Below are 24,119 nucleotides of genomic sequence, written 5' to 3' on the forward strand. Positions count from 1 at the left end.
TTTTGTGTGCGATCGGGCATGCTGGGATCAGAGGACCTTTTGGAAGGTGTGGGCCGTCTCTTCGCCGCGCAGGACGCGCAGTGCGCCGAGCGCGAGCGCCTCCATCTCGTTTTCCCCCGCCATCACCTCCACCGGCGCGAGGAAACCGACGCGCGCCGTTATCCAGCCCGTCAGACGTTTCGAGTGAGCGAGGCCGCCGGTGAGAAGAACGGCGTCGAGCCGGCCGTTCACCACGACGGACAGTTTCGCGATGTTCTTGGCCACCTCCAGCGCCATGGCCTCAAACACGAGCTGCGCGTGCGCGTCGCCCGCGACAATGCGTTTTTCCACTTCGCGGGCGTCCTTGGTACCGAGGTGGGCGGCCAGACCGGCGTTGTGGTGCACGCGGTCCATGCCGGCCCGCCTGTCTCCGCCGTTTTCGGCCATCATGTCGATCACCTGAAAGATCGGCAGTCCCCCCGAGCGCTCGGGGGAAAAGGGACCCTCGTCGTCCGAAATCATGTCGATGATGCGGCCCTCGCGGTGCAGCGTGAGGGTGATCCCCCCGCCCAAGTGCGCCACCACCACCGTGAGCGCACCGTACGGCCGTCCGATTTGTTTCGCGTAGCGCAGCGCCGTGGCCCGCATGTTCAGGTTGTGGCCCATGCCTTTGCGGCGCATCTCCGGCAGCCCGGTGAGACGGACCAGCGGGATGAGCTCGTCCACCGTCACCGGGTCGTACACGTAGGCCTTGACGCCGACCTCGTCTGCGATGGATTTTGCGATGGGCGCCGCCAGGTTGGAGGCGTGGTTGTTTTGGGGCTTGTGACAAAGCTGCCAGACCATGTCGTCGTTTACCTCGTATGCACCGGCGCGGACGGGCGGGAGCAGGCCGCCACGGGCGACGACGGCCGTCAGGTCATGGCGGTCCACGCCGCGCGCCTCCATCTCCGCCCGCACCAGATCCCGGCGGAAGGCGTATTGATCCCCTATCTCCCGGAAGGGGGCGAGCGCCTCCGCGGTGTGTTCGAGCGCGGCGGTAAACAGCGGCGTCTCTCCGTCGTAGACCGCGATCTTCGTCGAGGTGGAGCCCGGGTTTAGCACCAAAATCTTTTCCATAAGACGCCTGTCCTCTCCTAATGTGGGTTGCACCTGCAACCCACAACCCAAATTCTTGTTTTTTGTTGCCGCTTCGCGGCAACAAGGTACTATAGCACTTCGTGATGCGCGCGGTGTCCGCCGCGCCTGCCGCATCAGTCGGCCGGGGTACCGTCGGCGACGGCGCAGGCCAGCACCAACGCGTTGTATTTTTCCTCGGCGGACGAACCGCGCGATGTGACGATGATGGGGCAGACCGCCCCCATTACGAGTCCGGCCATCCGGGCGCCGGCCATCTCCACCAGACTCTTGCCCAGGATGTTGCCCGTGTGGATATTCGACACGACAAGGATATCGGCGTCGCCGGCACAGGGGCTCCGATATCCTTTTGTTTCGGCGCGCGCACGCACCAAGGCGAGATCCAGGGAGATCGGCCCTTCCACAATGCAGTGCCGGATCTCGCCGTCCCGGTTCATCTCTCTCAGCGCCGCCGCCTCCACCGTCTCGGGCATGCGCGGATTCACCTTCTCCACCGCGGCCAGGATCCCGACCTTCGGTGTGTCGTTGCCCAACGCGCGCATCACGCGCACGGCGTTGTCGATGATGTGCTTCTTCTGTTCCATCGTCGGATACGGCAGCATGCCGCCGTCCGTCGTGATGAGCAGCTTGTGGTACGCGGGGATCTCGTTTACCGAGAGGTGCGACATCACACCGCCGAGAGAGAGCCCCGCCTCCTTGTGCAGCACCGCGCGCAGCAGTTCACTGGTCTCCATATGGCCTTTCATCAGAACCTGCGCCCGGCCCTCACGAATCAGCGCGACCCCCGCCTGCGCGGCGGCGTCCGTGGTCTCTGCATCGAGGATCCGATCGTCGGAGACCGTGCGGCCCAGCCGTTCGGCCGCGGCGCGGATCTCTGCGGCGCGGCCGACGAGAAGCGAACCCAGCAGCCCCTCCGCCTCCGCCTGGAACAGCGCCGCCAGCGCGTGTTCGTCCGCCGCGCAGACAAGCGCTACCGTCCGCCGCGCCGGCGCGGCTTTTACCCGCCGCGCCACTTCTGAAAACGATTTGATTGTCACGCCGCTCACGCCTCCTCCCAAATTTGTTCGACGGTGGGGATGTCCTCTTCCCGGCGCATCCAGCCGATGCGCGAGATGTTGATCAGATGTTCAAACGTCAGGTTCTCTGAGATCGAGTTGTTGCCCCAGGAACCGCAGCCCAGCGTACTGGTGGGGTTGAAGCCGTTGGCCAGCGCGGGGTTTGCGGCAAAGATGCCGGGCTGATTCACCAGCAGCCGGCTCACAGGGAGCTGCGTGCCGCAGTACTCGGCCTTTTTCTCGTCGTTTGTATGGACGACGGCGGTGTGACCCGCGCCCTCATAGCGCAAATTGGTCTTCGCGATCTCCACCGCCTGCTCAAAGGTGTCATAGGGAAAAGCCACCAGCACCGGGCACATCTTTTCGCCGCACAGCGGGTCGGCCGCGCCGATCCGTTCGGAATCTCCCAGCAGCAGGATGGCGGCGGTCTCCGGCGGGATCTCCACACCGGCCTCCCGGGCGATGGCCTGGGCATTCTGACCGACAAGGCGCCGGTTGATGGGTCCGCCGTTTGGAAACAGCGCCGTACGGAATTTTTCCACCTCGTTCGGATCTTCAACGTAGTGGGCTCCGCTGGCCTGCAGCGCCGCAACGACCTCGCCCTGGTCCGTCCGCGGCAGGATGACGGACTGGTTCCCGGCGCAGATGAGGCCGTTGTCGAAGCTGCGCCCGAGGACGATCTGGGCGGCGGCCTGCGCGTAGTCAACGTCTTTGTCGAGGATGGTCTGCACATTGCCGGGTCCTACGCCGAAGGCCGGACGGCCGCTTGAGTACGCCGCCTGCACCATCGCAGCGCCGCCTGTCGCGATGATCACATCGCAGCGCCGCATCAGGAGCTGCGTGCACTCGATCGAGGGTTCCTCGACGCACTGGATCAGGTGTTCGGGCGCGCCCGCCTCCGCCAGCGCGCGGGTCAGGATCTCTACGGTGTGGCGCGTGGTCCGCTTGGCCCGGGGGTGCGGCGCCACGATCAGCACATTGCGCCCCTTGAGGGCGAAGGCCGCGTTGAAGAGCACCGTGATGTTTGGGTTTGTCGTGGGCGCCACCGAGCAGAGGACGCCCTTGGGAGAAGCGACGTAGGTCAGGCGCTTCTCAGGATCGGAGCCGATGACGCCCACCGACCGCTTTCTTTTCAGCGCATACCAGATGCCGTCGGGGGAAGTCGTGTTCTTCTCGAGTTTCGACGCGTAGTCCCCAAGGCCGGTCTCCTCGACAACCTCGCGGGAGAGCGCCTCCGCATGCGCTTTGAAGGCGAGGAGCATCATCCTGAGGCAGGCGTCGACGCGCGCCTGATCAAAGACGGAGAAGGCCGCAAGCGCCGTACGCGCCCTGTGAAGCATACCGGCAACAATTTGTTCGTTATCCATAATTTTTTAGCTCCTTTTCGTGGTATTTGCATCATTCTGGCCCCTTCATCGTACCACGCTTTGTATATGCGCGATTGTATTTAAAGGCGCCTCTCTCAGGGCGCCTCTCCATCGAAAACGCCCCGGAGGAAAAGCGGCCAAAGCGGTCCGCATTGCCTCCGGGGCGCTGGGAGCCGTGCATGTCCTCACGAAAGGGCCGCCGCGCGCGCGCGGGCTGAACGGAATGTCCGGCGGAACCTGTCCGGCGGCATCATGGCAAACCGCTTGAAGTCCCGTATCAGATGCGCCTGGTCAAAATACCCGTTGTTGAACACAAGGGACGAGACCCCGACATCCTTCTCTTTCAGAAGATCCTTGAGCACGCTTTGGAAGCGCATGACGCCGCTGTACTGTTTGGGAGAACAGCCGTGCACTTCTTTGAAACGCTCCCGGCAGTACCGCTCGGAGTAGCCCGTCACCTGCCGCATGTTGTTAAACAGGACATTGCCCCTGGAGGAGCAGATCATTACGGTGAAGTAATCGATGAAGGTAGGATCGTAGTCGTGGTTTGTCATATGTCGGTCGGCAAACGTGCAGAACAGACGAATCCGTTCTTCAAAATCGCCGGTTGCACGCATCTGCGCCAGCAGTTCCTCCGTCATGGGGTAGGCCTCGCAAAAGGATACGGCAGAATCGGCGAGTTCGCTCAGTTTGAATTTCTCGCACTTGAGTCCGAGGTTTGAGTACGGTTTGAACCCGAAATACTCGGTGTCCGGTTTGACGGTGAGCATCTTAGGCTCAAAGAACGCCCCCGAGAAGATCGCGTCGGGATTTTGAAAACCGCACTCGATAAAGACATTCGAGCACGCGTCCGGCAGGATGCGAATCTGACACAGTTCCGGATCCGGGCTGGACCGAAACTGATAACAGAGCGCGCCCTTTTTAATACCGACGCCGTTCCAGTTGATCGCCTTCTCCCGGTAATCTCGGACTCGGATGTTGAGAAGGGGCTGAAAGGGGGGCGAATTGTCCTGAAGATCTCGAAGAACATCTGCCACAATCATTCGTCGTCACTCTTTTTCTGTAATCTCGCAGGCCGGAAACGCTGCCCGCGGTGATGGAAAAAAGGTCCGCCCTTGCCTCGCCGATCGTCCTCTCCGAGCGACAATACACGGACGGCCTTCAGGATCCGACCTCTACACTATGATTTTACCCGATCTGGCGTTAAAAATCAAGTCAAAACGTTCAAAATTTCCCAAAATTCGCCATTGCCTCCTCAGACGGTTGCAAACAATTTCGAAATGATGCGCCACCGCCCATCCGTTTTGATCAAGTGGAAGAAGTCCACGAGCCGCCCCTCGCTGCGAAAGCCTGTCTCGGACAGCGTCACCGAGGCAACGCCGCCCTCGATGTGAATATGCTCCACCTCGGCCTGGTAGGGGTCTTTGTTTGAAGCCATCGACGGAAGACCGCCAATGTCGGCGATGAAGCCGGAGGGATCCGCCAGGAGCACATTCGGCCCCAGGTACCCGTTCATGACGGCCTTCTCGTGGAATACGTCCTTCAGCAGATCCACATCCGCCCGGTACGTGCCCTCTTTGTAATTTTGGATTACTTGCAGGATCGCTTTTGTCTCTACATGGTTGTTCATTCATATATCCTCCTTATGTTTATCGTAACATCTCCTCCTCTACCATAGCACACTGTTTTCGGCGGGCATTGCAAAAAACGGAAGCCGCCGGCGTGCCAATACCGCATGGAATATCTTATTTATATCCCCTGTGTTTTACAGTTTTCCCTTTGATTTCATCATTTTCTATATATGATTACGTTAAAATATGATGAAAATATCCGCTTTTTGCAATCAGAGCCCCATCTTTGATGCTACACTATGGGCATAGCACAAAATACACAAAAACAACGGTGAGATTGTGTGTTTTTCAGTGCGGATACCTCCTTGCGGTTGGAAGCAAATTGCATAAAAATAATCAGAAGGGATTGTCGCCGCATGCAGAAGAAAACAAGCAGCATCGCCCTAATCATCGCCATCCTGGCCCTGGCCTGCCTGGCTCAGATGAACGACATGGTTTCCGTCATCATGGCCGATCTCGACGCCGCGTTCCCCACCGCCGGCCCGATTGCCATCCAGTACGTCATGCAGATGGGTATGATAGGCGGGTTCCCTATCTCTCTCCTCGTCGGTTTCCTGACGCACAAATTCCGCATCAAGTCCATGCTCCTTGTCGGCGCCGCGTGCATCATCGTCGGCGGTCTCACGCCGCTCTTCATCCACGGACATCTGGCCGTCTTGTACGTCTGCAATTTCCTCGTGGGCGCCGGTCAGGGCTTCATGCTCCCGCTCATCACCACACTGATCATGCAGCACTTCGAAGACCGCCGCCAGCACACCCTGCTCGGTCTCAACGCCACCTTCAACGCGGGCGCCTCCGCGCTGCTGCTGCTGGCCGCGGGCCCTCTGGCCGTCAGAGGCTGGGTCAACATCTTCTACCTCTACCTGATGGCCGTGCCCATGTTCCTCGTCGCACTTTTCTGCCTGCCGAAAGGTGAACTGGCGCCCCCGCCCCCGGCCGGCGCCGCCAAAAAGGTCCCCGTGCCTGTGAAGGGCTGGATCCAATGCATCCTCGTCGTGCTGATGTTCGTCTGTTACGTCACGTTCCCGCTCAACATCTCTCTGTACATCAGCGCGGAGAGCCTCGGCGACGCCACGGTCTCCGGTCTCGCGATGTTTGTCACCACCGTCGTCGGCGCGGGCGTCGGCGTCGTGTTCCAGCCGCTCATTCGCCGGGTGAAGCTCTATGTCGGCGCCTTGGCTTCCCTCTTCGGCCTGGCCGGCATGCTGGCCGTCGCCCTTTTCCACGGCATCTTCTTCATCTATCTCTCCGCCGTGTTGCTCGGCATCTTCTTCGGGGTCCAGATCAGCGGCGGCAGCTATGTGGTCGGGCGCCTCTGCACCTCCGACCAGATAGCCCCCACACTCTCGATCTCAATGAGTTTCATGACGCTTGGCGTCATCCTCTCTCCCATCCTCATCAATGCGCTCACCGCACTTTGGGGCGGGCTCGGCGCCAAAGGCGCGTTCACCACCTCGGCCATTCTCTTCGGCATCATCCTGGCGCTGGAGATCGTCTGGAGCGCCTACCTCACAAAAACCTGCCCAAACCCAGCGCCGGAGGCGCGCCCCGCCGTCTGACGCCGGGCGTCTGGCATGTGTAATTTGCACAGATTGTATGCGAAAATCCGCTTGACTTTACCCCCACTTCGTGATATTTTAGAGGGGATAGAGATCAACTGAGCGCCTCTGGGGGCGGCCAAAGGCCGCCCCCGTTTCTGCCAAAGGCAGTGACGAACACGGAGAGGCGCCGGAAGAAGGGAGCAAGCACGATGTCTACCTCTCACGCGCGCACCTCATCCCCGCGCTCGGCCGGCCGCCGGGGTGGTCTGCGGATCGGCCGATTGGCGGCCTTTGTCGCCGCCGTAGCGCTGCTGTTTGGGCTGTACCCGCCGCTGCCGGTCCCGCCGGCGGCCGCGGCCCCCGGGTATCTGCAGCTCGAGACGCTCACGCCTGTTTCCACCAGCTACACCTACGACAGATACCGCGTCAACGAGGCGCCGGACGGTCGCGGCGCTCTGAAACTGAAGGACCCAGACGGCCAAACGGTCACTTATGCGTACGGCTTTGCCGCGCACGCCAATTCAGAGGTGGTCTTTGCCGTCGAAGGCTTCCACGCAACCCGGTTCACTGCCTTTTACGGCGTCAACGACCCCGACCGGGCCGCGAACAACGGCCGCGTGCAGTTCTTTCTCTATGCGGACGATACCCTGCTGCTGGACAGCTCGATCCTCGGGGTCGGCTACCTGACAGACCGGGACGTGCGCGGCGCGGCGGACGTGGCGATCCCCGAAGGCGCCCAGACACTGCGGCTTCTGACCCGGGGCGTCGCGGAGGGCGGCAATTCGATCAGCCACGCGCACGGCATCTGGGTAGAACCCAGGCTGTACGTCGACGACACGGACCGTCTCCTCACTTCGTTGTACCTGCCGGCCACGCTGGAGGCCGGCGGCACGGCGCTCGCCGTGCCCCGTTTTTCAACGCTGGCCGGCGCCCCGGTGGACGCCGCGCCGAGCGAGCAGCATTTTTCCTCTTCAAATGAAACCGTCGTCACCGTGAGCGAAACGGGCGCCCTCACCGCCCACGCGGCCGGGGAGGCAATCATCCGTTACCGCGCGGTCGTAAACGGCCGGGAGACGGCGGCCGCCGCCCCACTCCGCGTGATCGCATACGCCGAAGCCTGGACGCTGAACGCCCCGAACGGACGCGGCGGCGTGCGTGCGCGGCTCGACGACAGCGGCATTTTGTCTTACTACGCCGTGCAGGAGACCGAGATCGTCGTGGAGCCGTCGCCCATCGGATTCAAGACGAGTTTGGGTGATTTTTCCAATGGCCTCACATTCCTGGGCCGAGAGGATCGCACGATCGACGAGACCTATGACGTCCTCTCCGGCAAGGCCTCCACCTACACAAACCGCGCCCAGGAGATGACGTTGCGTTTTGCCAAGGGCGACGCGCACTTCGACGTCATCTTCCGGGCCTACGACGATGGCGTCGCCTTTCGCTACCGCATCGCCCGGGCGGACGGCGCGGAGGCAGACATCACGCTGACGGACGAGACCAGCGCCTTTGCCGCGCCCGCCGGGTCTACCGTGTTCGCCATGCCGAACGGCAGCGGCAGTTTCTCTCACGAGGGCACCTACGCGCAGACCACCATTGAAAACCTAAACGGCAAGCAGACGCTGCCGCTGCTCTACGAGACGTCCGGCGGCGCCTGGGTGCTGCTCAGCGAGGCGGACCTCATCACACAGCCGTACTGCGGCTCTGTCCTCGATACGGCGGCCGGTTCGACGACGATGGAGCTCGGCTTGCCGCAGCAGCAGTCGAGCGCGCCGACGGGCCGAACCCCGTTTCAGTCGCCCTGGCGCTTCGCCGTCACGGGGCCGCTGGGTCATGTTGTAGAAAATACGATGGCCGAGAACCTGAGCCCCGCACCCGACCCAAAGTATCAGTTTGAAGAGTGGGTAAAGCCCGGCGTCTCCGTCTGGACCTGGATGGTCGGCGGGGCCGGCATCCAGAGCAACCAGACCGAGATTCGCCGTTACATCGACCTCGCCGCCGAGATGGGCTGGCAGTACTTCATCCTCGACGAGGGCTGGCAGTCGGCCGGCCGGGGCAATTACGACGGGCGCTACCCCGCAAACTTCAAGGAGAATGTCCTCGATTACGCCAAAGAGAAGGGCGTCGGCATCCTCGTGTGGGTCCATGTGAGCGACTTCGACACGGAAGCGGAGCGCCAGGCACACCTGACACAGTGGGCAAACGACGGTATCGTGGGCATCAAAGCCGATTTCTTCGACCGGGAGTCGCAGGACAGAATACAGCTCTACAGCGAGCTCTACGCGCTCTGCGCCGAGCTGCGCCTGATCCTCAACTGCCACGGCGCCAACAAACCGACCGGCGAGATCCGCACCTTCCCCAACGCACTGAACCGCGAGGGCGTGCGCGGCGAGGAGGCCAACGGCAATTCCAGGGCGCAGGACACCATTCTGCCATTTACCCGCAGTGCTGTCGGCCCCACGGATTTCACGCCGCGCATCTACCCGGTGAGCGGCAGCAACATCACGACAAGCCAACAGCTCGCGCTGAACGTTCTGCTGGAGAGCGGCATCCCCTGCATGGCGGATAACGCCGCAAATTACCGCCGGACGCCGGCCTATCCGTTCCTCAAAAATCTCCCGTCCGCCTGGGACGAGACCCTCTTTCTCAGCGGACGGCCGAACGAATACGCCGCCGTCGCGCGGCGTCGGGGCGGCCTCTGGTACGTGGGCGCCGCCAACAACAACGGGCAACGGACCGTCACCTTCGCGCTGGACTTCCTCGACGAGGGCGTCGCCTACCGGGCCGAGATTTACAAAGACAGAGTCGGCGGCGGCAAGGACGACATGGATGTGGAGACCCGGAGCGTCGTGAAAGGCGATGCAATCGACGTGGTCATGATCGACGGTGGCGGTTGCGCGCTGAAACTCATCCGGCCGACCGCTTTCGAGAGCCTTTCGCTGCCCAAGACTGTGACGGTGGCGCAGTTTGACACCTACCGCTTCGTCCCCGTGACGACGCCCGCTTTTTACGACCCCAGCGACCTGCTCTGGTCCTCCAGCGATCAGGCGGTGGCGAGCGTCTCCAGCACCGGGCTCGTCACCGCGCACGCACCCGGTCTGGCGGTCATCACCGCGCGCGCAGCCATGGGCGATGTGCAGGCCGTCTCCACGGTCCGCGTGACGCTACAGCTCGGCCACGCCCCCACAGACGGCTGGCATGTCCTCCGGCCGCTGGCCGGCGGGCCGGTCTACCACACGCCGACTTCGCTCACGATCACCTCGTCTCTGGGCGATTTCGGCCCCTCCGATCTGGCCAACAACATGGTGCTCCGCCCCCCGGCGGACGCCGACTTCGACATCAGCGTGAGAGTGACGGGCGTGCCTGTAATAAATTACCAGTCATTTGCGCTGGTGGTCCGCCCCGTCGCCAACCCCACCCGGATCGTAGCCGCCATCAAGCGCTACCACAGCAGTTTAGCCATCGACGGATCTCCCAATATTTACCAATTATTCTCCTACACCGGCGGCTACAACGAGCGGCAGGTGAAGGGCTCCGCCACCCATGTGACCAGCTATCTGCGTCTTGTGAAGAGCGGCTCCCAATTCACGGCCTACTATAAAGTGAATGCGGAGGACGACTGGACGCAGATCAGCGCGCTCACAAACGCCGCCTTCGACGGTCTGGCGGCGGAGGCCCTGGAGATCGGCGTCATGGCGACAAACAGCAACACCACGCTTTCCGCGGAAACGCTCATCCCCGTGACCTTCGAGGATTTCACTTACAACGGCGTCGTCCTCCCGTTTACGTCGTTTGTGGAGGACTATGTGCTGGCGGCGGAACCGTTGGCGCTCTCGGCGGCCCAGGGCACGCCCGTGGACGCGCTCGGTCTGCCCGAGACCGTTCCCGTCCTCTTGGCCGGCGGTGGCGGCGGCGTTTATCCGGTGACGTGGATCTCCTCCGATTACGATCCCGACACGCCCGGGCAGTATCTCTTTGAGGGCGCGCTGGACGACACGGAAGGGCCGGTGAAGAATACGAAAGGCGTCAAGGCACGGCTTACGGTCACCGTCCGGGCCGCCGGCCTCTCGGTGGACGTCGAGACACGGGAGATCGGCGACGGCGGCCTCACCGTTACGGCGTCGATCCTAAACGACATGTCCGCGCCCGCCTCGCTGCACCTCCTGCTGGCGCTGTACGACGAAGCCGGCCGGCTAGCCTCCTGCGACGTCCAAGACGCCGCCGTCGGCGCTCACACCGCCGGCGACGTCGTCTTCACCGTCGACAGCGAAACCCTCTCCGCCCACAGGGTCAAACTCTTCGTCTGGGATACGGAATACCGTCCGCTGACGGACGGACACACCATCCCCTGACGCTCTCCGCCGGCCGGGTACCCACCGACTGACATCAAAAACGGATCCGGCGCGGCCTGTCACAGGGTCGCGCCGGATCCGTTTTTGGCATCGCACCATATGGCCTCCAGCAGCCCCGCCGCCTCGGGTTCTCCCACGGGGCGCGGGTTGAGCGTGGCAAAGGGCTCGGCCGCCACGGCGGCGGCCAGGGCGGCGATGTCGGGGGACTCCGGTAGATAGCGCGCCAGCGGCCGCAGACCCAGGCGCGCACCGAAGGCGCGGTAAGCGTCGCGCGTCTTCGCGCCGATCTCTTTCGGACTTTCCCGCCCGGTGAACGAGGCGCCCAGCAGTGTGCCGAGACGGCGTGTCTCCTCGGGCACGGCGGGGGCGTTGAACGCCAGCACCCACGGTTCCGCGTAGGCGCAGGCGGCCCCGTGGGGGATGTGAAAACGCGCGCCGAGTACGTGGGCAATCGAATGCCCCACATGGGCGCCGTGGTTGGCCAGCAGACAGCCGGCCATCGTGGACGCGATCGCCATCTGCGCGCGGGCCTCGCGGTGCGCGCCGTCGCGCACGGCCACCGGCAGCCAGGCGACCACCCGCGCGGCCATCGCCTCCGCGAGGGGCAGCGTGAAGGGGCTGCGGCGGACGGTGGTGGCCGTCTCACAGAGGTGCGCCAGCACATCCAACCCCGTGTGGGCGGTGAGGACGGGGGGCATGCCCGCCATGAGACCCGGGTCGACCAGGGCGTACTCCGACATGCCGTCGACCGCCAGGATGGGCACCTTGGTCCCCGTCTCCGTGTCGGTGATGATCAGTCCGTCCGAAGTCTCGCTGCCCGTACCGGCGGTGGTGGGGACGGAAAGCAGCCCCGGGCTGCGCGCCGGCGGCTGCTCGGCGTACGCCAGGGCCAGAATAGGACCCCGGTTGAACCGCAGCAAATTGATGCCCTTGGCCGTGTCGAGACTGCTCCCGCCGCCGAGACCGATCACGGCGTCGCAGCCGGCCTCGCGGCACAGCCGCGCGCCCTCGTCCACCAGATGAGCCGGCGGATCCGGTTCCACCCGACCGAAGAGAACATAGGCAACGCCGGCGCCGTCCAGCGCGGCGGTCAGTTTGCCGAGGAGCCCCGCGCCGCGCACGCCGTCGTCGAAGACAACCAGCGCACGGCTGCCTCCCATCGCGCGGACGACCGCGCCGGCCGACCTGACCGCGCCGTCTCCATAGATCACTTTGACTTTTTGATGAAATGTGATGTCCGTCATCGGCCTTTGTCTCCTTCTTGTGTTGTGTCCGCTCGCGCCGTGGGCGCTTTACACCACCCAGGCCGCATGATATGATGGATAAAGGGCTGTTTAACGGTCCCATTGGGCGCCGCACCCGGCAGGCGTGACGAGGCGCCGAGTCCACATCGGAACAGGAGGAGCGGCTTTGCCGTACCATTTTTACGCCCTCATCGCACGCATGCGCCACATCGCCCGCTGGGGCCTCATGCGCAACACCCAGCCGGAGAATCTTCAAGAGCACAGCTTTGTGACGGCCGTACTGGCCCACGCGCTGGCGCTTATCCGGCGCGAGATCTTACATCTGCCGTCCGCCGACCCGGCCCGCGCGGCGGAGGCGGCGCTCTTTCACGATGCCGCCGAGATCTATACGGGGGACCTGCCAACGCCGGTCAAGTACTTCGACCCGGAGATCCGGGCGGCCTACCAGCGGGTGGAGACCTCCGCCTGTGCCCGGCTGCTGTCGCTGCTGCCGGAGGCGCTGCACGCGCACTATCGGCCCCTCGTCTCGGAGAGCGGCGAGGACGAGCTTCTGCACACTGTGCGGGCCGCCGACAAACTGGCGGCTTACCTCAAATGTCTTGAGGAGCTGCGCGCCGGCAACGACGAATTCGCCCGGGCCGCCCGGCAGTCTCTGGACAAGCTGCAGGCGATGCGCCGCCCGGAGGTCGACTGGTTCCTCACCCACTGCGCCCCCTCCTTCAGTCTCTCTCTGGACGTACTGACGGACAACTGAAAGACCCCATTGGGGCGTCGGGAAATAACCTTGATCATCTTTCTGACAAGCGTGCCCACTTCGCGGCGCTTTATGCGACGACACCACCGCATCTTGCGGATTTCACAAGATGCGGTGGTGTCGTCGCACTCCGGAACGGTTGTGCCGGATGTGATGCAAGACGCTTGGGGATTTTCCGGCCGCCGCTCACCGCGCGCTGAAGCGTCTCCTCAGTTCGGACACGATGGGTCGGCGAAAGCCCACCAGCGCCAGTATGACGAGCGACCCGGTGAGTCCGAGCAATACGATCCGCGGCCAGTTGAGCCCCCAGGGCGCAAAGAAACCGACGGCCACCGTGACCAGAGCGACGGCCAACATCTGAAACATCGGCAGCAGATTCTTGCGCTGTTTCCTGAACCCCAAAAAATAGATGCCGGCACTGAGGCAGAGTACCCCCAGGTATGTCAGCGGCATCGCCTTCTCGGAGGCGCCGCCGCCGAACCAGTCCGTCAGCAGCAGCAGCCCGCAGACGGGAAACAGCACGGACATCAGCTTTTGCAGCAAGGTAGCCTCGATCGGCTCCTTGGCCAGGCAGGCGCGGTACAAGATGCATTCGCCCGCGGCCACCAGGAAACTCCACGGCGGGCCACCCACCGCCAAGTTGACGATGCCGCATACGACAAGCGCCGCGAGCAGCGCACGCGCGGTCCATCCGCGCACTCGGTTCAGCGTGACGCGTTTGATCTTCATCCGAGGGTAGAGCGTGTGTTTGATCTCAAACCCGGCCGTCATAGGCTCACTCCCTCTATGTCCACGTCGATTCCGTTTTCGACCAGAATCTCGTACATTTTTCTCTCCAACGTGTCTTCCAGCGTGGATTTTGTGATGGAGAGGACGTTCTTGTCTCCGTACCCCACCATCGCGCAGCACGCCCCGTGGATGCGGTTGGCGCACAACACCATTTCAAAAAAATCGACCTCGCCGCCGAAGTCGGTCCTCACCATGCCGAGGTTTGACAAAGTCGCCGTCAGCGCGCGCGCGTCAAAAAAACTCACGATCCGGCGAAAGACGGGGCGCTTCACCATAAGCGGCAGGAAACACAGGATGGGATGCGCGACAAGGGCGTTTGTCAGGTTCATCATGCGGTCCATCGCCTCTTTGCCGGTGCCCGCGCGCAACCGCGCCTTCACGATGGGGATCACGGCTTTGAGGTCCGTGATCTCGTCGTATGTACACTGCAAAATGCTATACATGGAAAAATTGCGCAACGATTTCGACGGGTAAAACTGCCGCATGTTTACCGGGATCTGTATGTGCAGCCGGCGCTTCGGCCCCGGCCGGCGCAGCGCCGCCGCGGCCGCCACGAACAACGCGGCGGCAAGAAACCCTGTCACCGTCGTGCCGTGCGCCTTCGACACCGCCCGCAGTTTCCCGGACGACATGAGAAAATGCAGCACCCGGGCGGGCTGGATGCCGGTGCGCCAGCCCCGGATCTGCGCGGCGGGCCGGGCCCAGAAGCCCTCTTTGTCCGCCTTGTCGGCCAGTGGAAAGTCGTTTTGCAGCTCGGCGCCGTCCGGCGCCTCGGAGACGCTCAGGACGTCCGTGTCGTAGGGGATCTCCCGGCCGAGCAGACGAAGATACTCCCGCACCAGCGTCTTCAAAAATGTCAGCGCGCCCGTACCGTCCGTCAGGATGTGAAAGGCCTCCAGGGAGATGCGCCTTTCGTAGTATTGCAACCGGAAACTGAGCGCCCGCGCACCGCTCACGTCGATGGGAACGCACGGTAGGTTGTCCTCTTTTTTGACGGTAAACCGGCCTCGCGTCGCGTCGATATAGTGCCAGAAGAACCCTTTGCGCACCGTGGTGGCAAACAGCGGGAACCGCTTGACCGTGGACAGCAGCGCGACTTGCAGCACACAGGGCACCACCGGCCGGCACAAATAGGCCGAGACGCGAAACACCGACATGGACGCGTGCGTGAGCATCAGCGGGTAGACTTTGGCCGCGCTGTCCAGCGGGTACCACTCCTCCGGCGCGGCTTCGGTGTAAAAATCGCCCAGGATATCGCCGCCGATCCGCACCGTGGCCGCCTGCGCCGTCAGCCCCTCCGCCAGATAGAAGCGGATGAGCCGCGCCATGTCCTCGACGATGGCCGCCGTCTCCTTCGGCGAGAGTCGGATCCGGCGTTCGATGTCCGCAAGATATTGCTCAATGACGGCCGCGTCCGCCTCCGGCAGCCCCTGCCACCTGCCCTGCTGTCGGATCTCCCACAAGAAGCATCCTCCTCACAGCGTCTCGGGCGCCCCCTGCGGGCGGCGGGACGCCGTCCGTGAAGCCCGCCGGATGGGGCTTCCCATTACTCTATCAGATGGAGCAATTGTAACACGGCCGTTTGGACTGTGTCAAGTCTTCCGCGGGCTTTTTTGTCCGGCCCGCGCAAACAAGTGCAATTTTTACGAACGCCAAAACATTTCAGGGCGCCGTCTCCGGCCAAAGCGGCGGGGCCGCTTGCGGTGATTCCCCTGCACCGTCCGCCGCGACAGAGCCGTCCGCAAGCGGCGGGTTTGTCGCATAGAAAATTTTAGAAACCTCCACCGTTTGAGTGTCCACGCAATCGAACAGTGTTTCATCGAAAACAGCCACATTGTTCCCGCCCTGTTTCAGCGTGCTTGCGTATTCGACGCCGTCGTAATTCTCGCTCTTGATGAATTCGGTGATGTACTGCGTCGACAGATACTCCAGCGGGCTGTCGCTTCGCCGCAGCGGTTTCGCAATCTCGGCGGCGATCTCTTGAAACACCTTGCGATTGGCCGCGAATTGTTCCAATTCACCTTCGTACAAAAACGGACTCGTCTGCGCGACGCCGGAGAGATTGACGACCCGAATGTCGCGCGTGTTTTGAAATGTGCCGATGGTGACGTAATCAAACACACTGGCGCGCACTTCGTTGAGAACGGTTTTGACGTCCGAAGACAGATATAAAACGCCGATCCCCTCGGGGTTAATTCGTCCGGCGCTCCGTTTGTCTCTCGACGGCGCACCCATATCGTCTTTGGAAAAACCGCCTCTGTCTGCGGAAATTCTCGCTCTGTATAACCGGGACCTCGCAGGATACATCTTCGTGACGATCGACAAAAACGACGCGAATACGCTGGCATTGAACATCCCGCTGTGAAAGCGGTTGCCGTACTTGATGGAGTTTGAGAATTCGCCCCAACTGTACCCACGCACAACGCCGTACTCGCGGAGAAAATCGCGATCCGCGAGCTGTGGAATAAACACATGTTTCGTAAAAATATCATCGCCGTCGGCATAGGCAGATTCACAGAGCTTTTTCACCAGCGTCAGTATCAGCTCCGGCTCGGCATTGAATATGTCCCAGTCGTCGCAAAGTGCAATCTTCAAAGGCTTCGCGTCTTCACTGTCAGAAACGGAGTATGTCTGTACTAGTCCTATGATCATCTCGGCGATTGGGTTGGGCGTCGCACCGAGACCATACACCGCCGCATTCTTCGAAGCGCAGAAGTCACAATCCCCCATCTTCCCCCAGTTCTCTACGGCAGCCCGTATATGCGCATCGCAGAAACATTCAATACAACAATTCATCTCGCCGTGCCTCCGTCGAGGTATTGACCGACAAGTTCCAGGTGATGCATGACGGAAAGTTTTTTGATGGTGGGCAACCCCGGGTAATAGCCATTTTCATAATGATGTAAAAAGGCCGACAAGGCGCTGGTCTTTTGCCCCTGGTGTCCATCATAATACCACCCGACCAGCTTCGTCACAGCTTCGTAATATTTCCCGGCCACGTCCTCCGTTCCCACATTGGAATCGGAAACAAAATGACGCATCCGCAATGTGTCGTCACTCGCAAAATACACGATGTGAATGGCCACTGCCGTAGGCGCGAATCCGCTTTCATCATATTTATTACCGACAATGGAATAGTCCCCGAAGCCGACGCAACCCTCCTCTTCAAAAAACAGATGGTCGTCGGAAAAAAATTCGTCCGTATTCTTGGCATAATCGGCGTTCTTATCCTGCTTGATAAACCGGTCTGTAAACAGAACCTTCCCCCGTTTCACCGCGCGCTTGATCTGGCGTTCATCCGGGTACAGTGTATACTGCGGGGCAGTGTCTGAGAACTGGTCTTTATAGAGCCCCAGGAAATCCCGCTTGTCGAGGATTGTGATGATATTCGATCGCGTCACGCCTTGCGCCGCCATAGCTGAAAGGACGACAGACACATTGGAACCCATCAGCAAAGCAGGCATGACATGACCGACGACGCCGCCTCTGGCGCAGTAGGCGTCTATGAAATGGCAGCTGCCTCCGTACTCACCGACAGCCGGATTGAAAACGAGCGCCATCCTATTTTGTACGTCGGCAAATGTGCGCAGAACGGTATCAAACGTGGTCGTCAATCTCACAGGCTCCACCACAGGGATTATAGACTTGCTGAGCAGCCCGTCTCTGGCCATGTCCCTGAGCGCGAGCAGTTCATATTGCCGCCCTCTGAGATAGGGAAAATACATGCCTGTCACCCCCTGTAAGTTGTTTGAAGGAGCTGCTCTATGTCCGGCAGTTTCTTTGTCAAATCCGAAAAATAGACAACGGATTTGAGTTCCGGCGGGATGCGTTCAAACGCAGTTTTTGTGATCTTATTTCGTTTTTTGAGTTCTTGAAAGGCCAACGCTTGCGCAGTGAGAATGGGGATCTGCCCAAACTGTGCAAGACAGGCCCGGTAGTAAAACACCGGCGCGACCTGCGGTATATGACCGCCGTATGCCAGCAGCACATTTTCATACTCGCGTTTGCGCAGAAGGTTGAAAATGCAACTGTGGTCAAGGCAGTCGTCAAACGGCTTCGGTTCTCTGCCATGGACCTTGCTAAAAATGGTGTCGCGGTCGGACAAAACATGGATGCCGACACCTTCGCCCATAGCGCCAAACCCGGAAAGCACTCGCTCAACCCGTTTCAGTGCACGTACCGACACCAAAATCGATACTTTTCTGAATGCCTTGTAGTAGCTGCTCACTTGGTCATACAGTCTGTCGAAGTTGTCAAGCTCGGACTTCACTTCCAGCGCGTATATCTTCTCCTCGCCGTTGATCACAATGAAATCGGCGACGGCCCGCCCGACACGCACCTTCGACAAGGCCGTCGTGGTGGCGACGCTGTGAATGCCTGCAAGCAGCTTGTTCAGCAGCGTATTCATGTAATAATACTCGTTGCGCTGTTCCTGCCCGAGGTGCGCGTATATCTCGCTGAAAAGCGCCCCGTATGTTTTGTTTTCCGGTTCGTCAATATAACGATGCACAACGCAGTCGAACACCGCGTTCGTACCGTTCCGAAGCAAGCCGCCTACAACGCCGCGTGTGAATACGCGGTGGATCGCTCTGCCGTCGTCCGCCACGCCGCTACATCACCGCCCCTCATGAATATATCACACTATCCGCTAAAATGCAACCATTTCATCCGCTAAAATGCAAAAATTATCATCACTATCACGCGAGTTGATATGCACGCTTTCCGCCATGCTTTCGTCAAACTCAGTGATATGCCATCATTTTGCTTTCATCGGTAAAGTCATCATACTTAGTCCTTCCAATCTCATTCCTGCTTATCGGTCTTCCCGTAAGCCGTTGACCTGCCACCGCCAATTTTGACAAGGTATCCGCTCTTGACGAGTGCCGTCAAGGTACGCTCCACAGTGACCTTGCTGATGTCGGGGCAGACTTCCAGAATCTCTTTCTTTGAGACTTTGCCGATTTTGCGATCAATGAACGCCTTGATACGGTCAGGCTTCGATAATCCCTTGTCGGAAAGGTATTCGATACGCTCCTCAAACTCGTTATAGGATTTCTCTATGACACCAAGGTAATAACAGACAAAAGGCGCGTAGTCATTCTTGTTCTCATGCCAGCCGTTGGAGCTGTCCTGCAAAGCCTCATAATAGGTGTCCTTGCTTCCCTCAATGAGCTTTTCCACGCTGATGTACTTCCCGACGATGTATCCGGCACGGTAGAACAGCAGCAAGGTGAGAAGCCTGCTTATCCTGCCGTTGCCATCGTTAAACGGGTGGATGCAAAGGAAATCCAGTACGAACATCGGAATCAGAAGAAGCGGGTCATATTCACTTTTTCCCAGACTCTCGATGAATGCGGTGCATAGGTCATCCATTGCAGAGGCGGTCAGGAATGCCGGTACAGGCTGGAAACGGACGCTCTGGTTTCCCTCGGCATCGGTCTCGGCGATGAAGTTGTCAGAGTTCTTGTAAGAGCCTCCTATCGCGCTCTTGGAGAACGAGTAAAGCTGCTTGTGCAGTTGCAAGATGATGTTCGGACGCGGGTAGATGTAATCATAGCTCTCGTGTATGGCGGCGAGGACATCGCGGTATCCGGCGATTTCCTGCTCTGTACGGTTGCGCGGCGCGGACTTGTCCCTGACCAGTTCCTCCAATCTTTTGTCAGTGGTGTGGATACCCTCGATGGCGTTAGACGCGCCCGTGCTTTGGATTTTCGCTATCTCCATCAAGGTCGTCAGAACGTCGGCGTGAGCTTCGACATAGAGTTCCTGCTTTCCCTTGTGTTCATGTATGGAGGACAGCATCGCCACAATCTCAGGTGTAAGCAGAGCCCCAGGGATGCCTTTATAATCAAAAACTTTCATTGGCAATCTCCTTCACGAATCATTTTACTCCATCATTATACCTAAATATGATGGACATTGCAAGCCCTTGGCGAAGATTATTTCCCGTCATTTTCAAAACATCTCAATTAAATACGACAAAAAGATGCAAAAAATTTGCCGAAGACGTAGTAAACCTATACCCTCTCCTGTTGGCGGAGGCGTCCTTAACTGGATGCCCCCGCCTTTGGAGGAAGGCGGCGAGGTCGGTCTGCTTCGCCGCCTGTTTTTGGGATTCGGTAAAATGAATGTACCGTGTTGGCATAGGTTTGCACCCGCCTTTCTGCAATAGTGTGTAATCGATCGGGATAATTGTTTGCAAAAACGTGTAAAATAACTCTTTGAAAACCGCAGAAAACGTGTTATACTATTTCTATCCCAACATGAAAGGGGCTTTGTATGAAACGAAACGCATTTGAACAGCTTTTGGCATGGAAGCGCGACCCGGAGCGCAAGCCGTTGATTTTGAAAGGCGCGAGGCAGGTCGGCAAGACCTGGCTCATGCGCGAGTTCGGGGAAACGCAGTACCAAAGCTATGTCTATTTTAACTTTGACGAGGAGGACGACCTGTCTTCCATCTTTGAGACCAACAAAAGCCCGCAGCGCATCATTGAGCGGCTGGGGCTTCTGAAAGGTGAAAAAATTCTGCCGGGTGAAACGCTCATCGTCTTCGACGAGATTCAGGAATGCTCAGCGGCGCTGAACTCTCTGAAATATTTCAGGGAGCAGGCCAATGAGTATCATGTCGTCGCGGCGGGGAGTTTGCTTGGCACATTGCTCGCCAAGCCGAAGTCCTATCCGGTGGGTCAGGTCAATCTGATTGACCTCTATCCGCTGGCCTTTGACGAGTTTCTCGCCGCCGTTGATGAACCGCTCTACGGCTACTTTACGCAAATCCAAAAAAATCAGCCCATTGAGGAGATTTTCCACAACTGGCTGTTTGAAGCGTACAGCAACTACCTGATCATAGGCGGTCTGCCCGAATGCGTCGCGTCATGGGTAAGCTATAAAGACCCGCAGCGCATCCGGCAGATTCAGAACGAGTTGGTGACCATCTACGAGAACGACTTCTCCAAGCACAACGGCAAAATCAACAGCGGCAGGATTCTGCTAGTGTTCCGCAGCATTGTGTCCCAGCTCGCCAAAGGCAATGAAAAATTCATCTATGGCAGCCTGAAAGAAGGCGCGAGGGCGCGGGAGTTTGAGGAAGCTATCGAATGGCTGGTGTCAGTGGGTATGCTGAACCGCGTTTACAACGTATCCAAGCCGGAGCATCCGTTGAAAGCCTTTGAGCAACCGAACTATTTCAAGCTGTTTCTCTTTGACGCCGGGCTTTTGAAGCATATGGCTGGCGTCGACAATGCCGCTATCCTCTTGAAAAGCGATTATCAGTTTAAAGGGCCGCTGACGGAAAACTTCGTGCTGCAGCAGCTTGCCGGGCAGTTTGAAGTGGAGCCGCGTTTCTTCGCGGACGGACGCGGCGAGGTGGATTTCCTGATTCAGAACGGCATGGAGGTCATTCCGGTGGAGGTGAAAGGCGGTGAGGACAAAACCGCCGCCAGCTTCAAGGCGTACATCAAGAACCGCCGGCCCCGCATGGCGATCCGCTACTCCAAGCGAGGCTATGTCAAGGACGGCTGTATTACCAATATCCCGCTGTATCTTGCCTGCATCACCAGGAAACTGATTTGAAAGTGGTCGAATTCGACCACTTGGCGGAGGTGTAACGATGCGGAACCCTTTTCTCTTTGACGATATTGACGTTCTCCGCAATTTAGGCAATATCCGAGATGCGGAGGAATTGCGGCGCGCGGAGGGCGACACCACCATTGAAGGATACTATGTAGCTGATTATAAAGAGCAACCGCATACCTATATGGATGACAAGGACAACGGTGAATCGCAATGATCGAACTGCAGGGCAAATATAACACCGCCAAGGTGTTTACCGATAATATTGAATCCGAGGCGATTTCCCAGATCATCAACCTGCTGAATCAGGGGTTCGTCGCCGGCAGCCAAATCCGCGTCATGCCGGACACCCACGCCGGCGCGGGCTGCACTATCGGCACGACCATGACAATCAGCGATAAGGTTGTGCCCAACCTCGTGGGCGTGGACATCGGCTGCGGCATGGAGACGGTGATTCTGCGTGACGAGCGCGTGGAGCCGCAGCAACTAGACAAGGCAATCCACCGCCTGATTCCAGCCGGCTTCGATACGCGTAAATCACCGCACCAGTATATGGGCGAGATGGATTTATCCAAGCTGCGTTGCGCGAAACATGTCAATCTTGAACGGGCGGAGCTGAGCCTAGGCACGCTGGGCGGCGGCAACCACTTTATTGAGCTTGACCGCGACGGCGACGGCAGGCTCTATCTTGTCGTCCACACCGGCAGCCGGAATCTGGGCAAGCAGGTGGCCGAGCATTATCAGAACGCCGCCGCCAAAGACCTTCAGCGCAAGGCCAAGGACGTGAACGCCCTAATTGCCGACCTCAAACGGCAGGGTCGCGAAACCGAGATTCAGGCGGAACTGAAAAAGCTGGGCGTCCGCAAGGTTGACCGCAATCTTGCCTTCTGCGAGGGCGCGCTGTTCGACGATTATCTGCACGACATGGCCATCGTCCAGCGCTACGCCGACTGGAACCGCCACGCTATCGTCCGTGATATTGTCAAGGAAGTGAAGTTCAAGGTTGACGAGCAGTTTACCACCGTCCACAACTATATCGACTTGGATACCATGATCCTCCGCAAGGGCGCGATCTCCGCCAAGATCGGCGAACGCGTGTTGATCCCGATGAATATGCGGGACGGCAGCCTGATCTGCGTCGGCAAGGGCAACCCGGACTGGAACCAGTCGGCGCCGCACGGTGCCGGACGTCTGATGAGCCGGTCGGCGGCCAAACAGGCTATCACGCTGACTCAGTTTGAGAAGTCGATGGAGGGTATCTACTCCTCCACGGTGAACAAGAGTACCATCGACGAGTCGCCCTTCGCGTATAAGCCCATGGATGAGATCATCGCGAACATTGGCGACACGGCGGAGATCGTCAAAACCATCAACCCGCTGTATAACTTCAAGGCGGCGGAATAGAGGGAGCGTGGATTATGACGTGGATCGGATACGGTGTCGTCGCGCTCGCCATTTGGAACGCGGTGGTTTTCTGCTTGTACGGCTGGGATAAACGCAGAGCCAGACGCGGTGGCCGGCGCGTCAGCGAGAAAACACTGCTGACAATGACGGTGCTCATGGGCGGGCCTGGCGCACTGCTCGGGATGTACATATTCCGCCACAAAACAAGGCATCTGAAGTTTCAAATTGGCGTGCCGCTGCTTTTGGTGCTGAATACAATGGTCGCGGTGATCGCCATTATGTACGCATCAGCACTGTAAACATCGGAAAAATAAAAATCCGGGCTTGGTTCGTGTTCAAACCATTGCCCGGATTTTTTGCGGTTATACGCTTTCGGATTTGGTGTTGCCCTTGTGATTGGATTTACATCGCCCCAGTCTTTGCGTTGGGCCGTGTAGTATGCCCGCTGTTTGCGCTTGGCTTGCTTCTCAAGCGGAATGAATCGTTGCTTCAAATGAACCGCCTCCTGGAAACCAGTATACCACACTATATTCAAAAAGCCACCACCGATTATTCCAGGAGCGACAAGACCGTTGGCCACGAGGAACTTCACAGCTTGGCGCAGGGACTTTTGGAGTTCTTTCTCGCGGAGCTCGGGCGGCATATCGAAGCGGGGCAGATCCGTAGAATTCCAGAGTTATTGCCGGGCGCAGATACATGGAACGACCCAAAACATGGCGCTGTCATCGAAAAAGCAGCAGATAAGGCATCGCTAAAAATCAAGAGCATTCAAAAAACTCTGAAAACTCTTTGATTTATTTTCCGCTATCGACTCTGGTGTCATGGCGCTACCAATTTTGGATGCTATATATATCTGTCCCGCTTGTTTTGTAATACGTTTAATCATCTGTTTCGCATTGGCGATTTTATCTGGCTCTCGATATTTTTTCTTTCCTTTATCGCGTGCAAGATTGGTCCCAAATGCAACATCTATTGATGCCAAATCGCCCAAATACCAAGATTCCAATTCATGACATACAATTCGGATTTTATAATTTTCTTTCCCGGATTTTTTGCACAAGTCATCAATGTTTTGTTTCAATTTCTTGCAGTCAGGAGAACTATCTTGATCCACGAGAACGATGACTCGTATATTCGCATCGGAATGAGCTTTCAGTTTGTTTATGATCGACTTTTTTAAGTCATCTTTCCCTTCATGATGTACAACTCGGAACTTCAACGTCGGAAATATGTTTTTGAACAATGCGCTGAGAAATGTTGACATGGACCTCTCTTCTGTCAGAAAGACATACTTCAC

Annotated in this window: 22 protein-coding genes; 8 read left to right on the plus strand and 14 right to left on the minus strand. The window is 59.0% G+C overall.

Features of this window, described 5'->3' with window-relative positions; genetic code table 11:
• Positions 1-27: 27 nt before the first annotated feature.
• The 5 genes from buk to LBK75_09005 form a co-directional block, all read right to left on the minus strand.
• Positions 28-1,098 carry a butyrate kinase gene (gene buk / locus LBK75_08985; GenBank protein MDR1158415.1) on the minus strand — a complete coding sequence of 357 codons (1,071 nt, stop codon included), beginning with the start codon at positions 1,096-1,098 and terminating at the stop codon, positions 28-30.
• 134 nt (positions 1,099-1,232) lie between these two features.
• Complete coding sequence (locus LBK75_08990; GenBank protein MDR1158416.1) at positions 1,233-2,153, minus strand: phosphate butyryltransferase; 921 nt, start codon at positions 2,151-2,153, stop codon at positions 1,233-1,235.
• Positions 2,154-2,158: 5 nt separating this feature from the next.
• A complete protein-coding gene (locus tag LBK75_08995; GenBank protein ID MDR1158417.1) occupies positions 2,159-3,538 on the minus strand; it encodes an aldehyde dehydrogenase family protein in 1,380 nt (459 codons plus the stop codon).
• 185 nt (positions 3,539-3,723) lie between these two features.
• Positions 3,724-4,581, minus strand: a complete 858-nt coding sequence (locus tag LBK75_09000) for a helix-turn-helix domain-containing protein (protein ID MDR1158418.1) — start codon at positions 4,579-4,581, stop codon at positions 3,724-3,726.
• Positions 4,582-4,793: 212 nt separating this feature from the next.
• Entirely contained in the window at positions 4,794-5,168 is a 375-nt protein-coding gene (locus LBK75_09005) for a nuclear transport factor 2 family protein (GenBank protein ID MDR1158419.1), read from the minus strand.
• Between the two features lie 357 nt (positions 5,169-5,525).
• Here LBK75_09005 and LBK75_09010 point away from each other — a divergent pair, with 357 nt between their 5' ends.
• The gene (locus LBK75_09010; protein ID MDR1158420.1) at positions 5,526-6,728 is read left to right on the plus strand and encodes an MFS transporter; all 1,203 of its coding nucleotides are present in this window, start codon (positions 5,526-5,528) and stop codon (positions 6,726-6,728) included.
• A 191-nt stretch (positions 6,729-6,919) separates the two neighbouring features.
• Positions 6,920-11,059 carry a glycoside hydrolase family 97 catalytic domain-containing protein gene (locus LBK75_09015; GenBank protein ID MDR1158421.1) on the plus strand — a complete coding sequence of 1,380 codons (4,140 nt, stop codon included), beginning with the start codon at positions 6,920-6,922 and terminating at the stop codon, positions 11,057-11,059.
• Between the two features lie 59 nt (positions 11,060-11,118).
• Here the strand turns inward: LBK75_09015 and LBK75_09020 are convergent, their stop codons facing one another.
• Positions 11,119-12,303: an iron-containing alcohol dehydrogenase gene (locus LBK75_09020; protein MDR1158422.1), complete on the minus strand. Its 1,185-nt coding sequence runs from the start codon at positions 12,301-12,303 to the stop codon at positions 11,119-11,121.
• 166 nt (positions 12,304-12,469) lie between these two features.
• Between LBK75_09020 and yfbR the strand changes: the two genes are divergently transcribed.
• Entirely contained in the window at positions 12,470-13,057 is a 588-nt protein-coding gene (yfbR, locus tag LBK75_09025; protein MDR1158423.1) for a 5'-deoxynucleotidase, read from the plus strand.
• Between the two features lie 186 nt (positions 13,058-13,243).
• Here yfbR and LBK75_09030 read toward each other — a convergent pair whose 3' ends face one another.
• The 6 genes from LBK75_09030 to LBK75_09055 form a co-directional block, all read right to left on the minus strand.
• Positions 13,244-13,828: a DUF6320 domain-containing protein gene (locus tag LBK75_09030; protein ID MDR1158424.1), complete on the minus strand. Its 585-nt coding sequence runs from the start codon at positions 13,826-13,828 to the stop codon at positions 13,244-13,246.
• On the minus strand, positions 13,825-15,309 hold the full coding sequence (locus LBK75_09035; protein MDR1158425.1) for a hypothetical protein: 1,485 nt from the start codon (positions 15,307-15,309) through the stop codon (positions 13,825-13,827). Before LBK75_09035 ends, LBK75_09030 begins: the two co-directional genes overlap by 4 nt.
• 199 nt (positions 15,310-15,508) lie before the next feature.
• Complete coding sequence (locus LBK75_09040) at positions 15,509-16,642, minus strand: RES family NAD+ phosphorylase (protein ID MDR1158426.1); 1,134 nt, start codon at positions 16,640-16,642, stop codon at positions 15,509-15,511.
• Positions 16,639-17,571, minus strand: coding sequence for a sce7725 family protein (locus LBK75_09045; GenBank protein MDR1158427.1), 933 nt, complete (start codon positions 17,569-17,571; stop codon positions 16,639-16,641). The genes LBK75_09040 and LBK75_09045 overlap by 4 nt, the downstream gene beginning before the upstream one ends.
• Positions 17,572-17,576: 5 nt before the next feature.
• The gene (locus LBK75_09050; GenBank protein MDR1158428.1) at positions 17,577-18,452 is read right to left on the minus strand and encodes a sce7726 family protein; all 876 of its coding nucleotides are present in this window, start codon (positions 18,450-18,452) and stop codon (positions 17,577-17,579) included.
• Positions 18,453-18,649: 197 nt separating this feature from the next.
• On the minus strand, positions 18,650-19,708 hold the full coding sequence (locus tag LBK75_09055; GenBank protein ID MDR1158429.1) for a Fic family protein: 1,059 nt from the start codon (positions 19,706-19,708) through the stop codon (positions 18,650-18,652).
• A gap of 417 nt (positions 19,709-20,125) precedes the next feature.
• Here LBK75_09055 and LBK75_09060 point away from each other — a divergent pair, with 417 nt between their 5' ends.
• From LBK75_09060 to LBK75_09075, 4 genes are read left to right on the plus strand one after another with little or no spacing between them, the layout of a single operon-like run.
• Positions 20,126-21,418, plus strand: a complete 1,293-nt coding sequence (locus LBK75_09060; GenBank protein ID MDR1158430.1) for an AAA family ATPase — start codon at positions 20,126-20,128, stop codon at positions 21,416-21,418.
• A gap of 37 nt (positions 21,419-21,455) precedes the next feature.
• On the plus strand, positions 21,456-21,635 hold the full coding sequence (locus LBK75_09065; GenBank protein ID MDR1158431.1) for a hypothetical protein: 180 nt from the start codon (positions 21,456-21,458) through the stop codon (positions 21,633-21,635).
• Entirely contained in the window at positions 21,632-22,822 is a 1,191-nt protein-coding gene (locus tag LBK75_09070; protein MDR1158432.1) for an RtcB family protein, read from the plus strand. Before LBK75_09065 ends, LBK75_09070 begins: the two co-directional genes overlap by 4 nt.
• Before the next feature lie 14 nt (positions 22,823-22,836).
• Positions 22,837-23,121, plus strand: a complete 285-nt coding sequence (locus LBK75_09075) for a DUF1294 domain-containing protein (GenBank protein ID MDR1158433.1) — start codon at positions 22,837-22,839, stop codon at positions 23,119-23,121.
• Here LBK75_09075 and LBK75_09080 read toward each other — a convergent pair.
• The gene (locus tag LBK75_09080) at positions 23,043-23,315 is read right to left on the minus strand and encodes a hypothetical protein (protein ID MDR1158434.1); all 273 of its coding nucleotides are present in this window, start codon (positions 23,313-23,315) and stop codon (positions 23,043-23,045) included. The two genes, LBK75_09075 and LBK75_09080, sit on opposite strands and share 79 nt — an antisense overlap.
• Between LBK75_09080 and LBK75_09085 the strand changes: the two genes are divergently transcribed.
• Positions 23,307-23,615 (plus strand): hypothetical protein, encoded by a 309-nt coding sequence (locus tag LBK75_09085; GenBank protein ID MDR1158435.1) that lies wholly within the window; start codon positions 23,307-23,309, stop codon positions 23,613-23,615. The two genes, LBK75_09080 and LBK75_09085, sit on opposite strands and share 9 nt — an antisense overlap.
• Here the strand turns inward: LBK75_09085 and LBK75_09090 are convergent.
• Positions 23,574-24,119 (minus strand): DUF4276 family protein, encoded by a 546-nt coding sequence (locus LBK75_09090; GenBank protein MDR1158436.1) that lies wholly within the window; start codon positions 24,117-24,119, stop codon positions 23,574-23,576. The two genes, LBK75_09085 and LBK75_09090, sit on opposite strands and share 42 nt — an antisense overlap.

It is taken from the genome of Oscillospiraceae bacterium (genome assembly GCA_031265355.1).
GTDB lineage: Bacteria > Bacillota > Clostridia > Oscillospirales > UBA929 > JAIRTA01.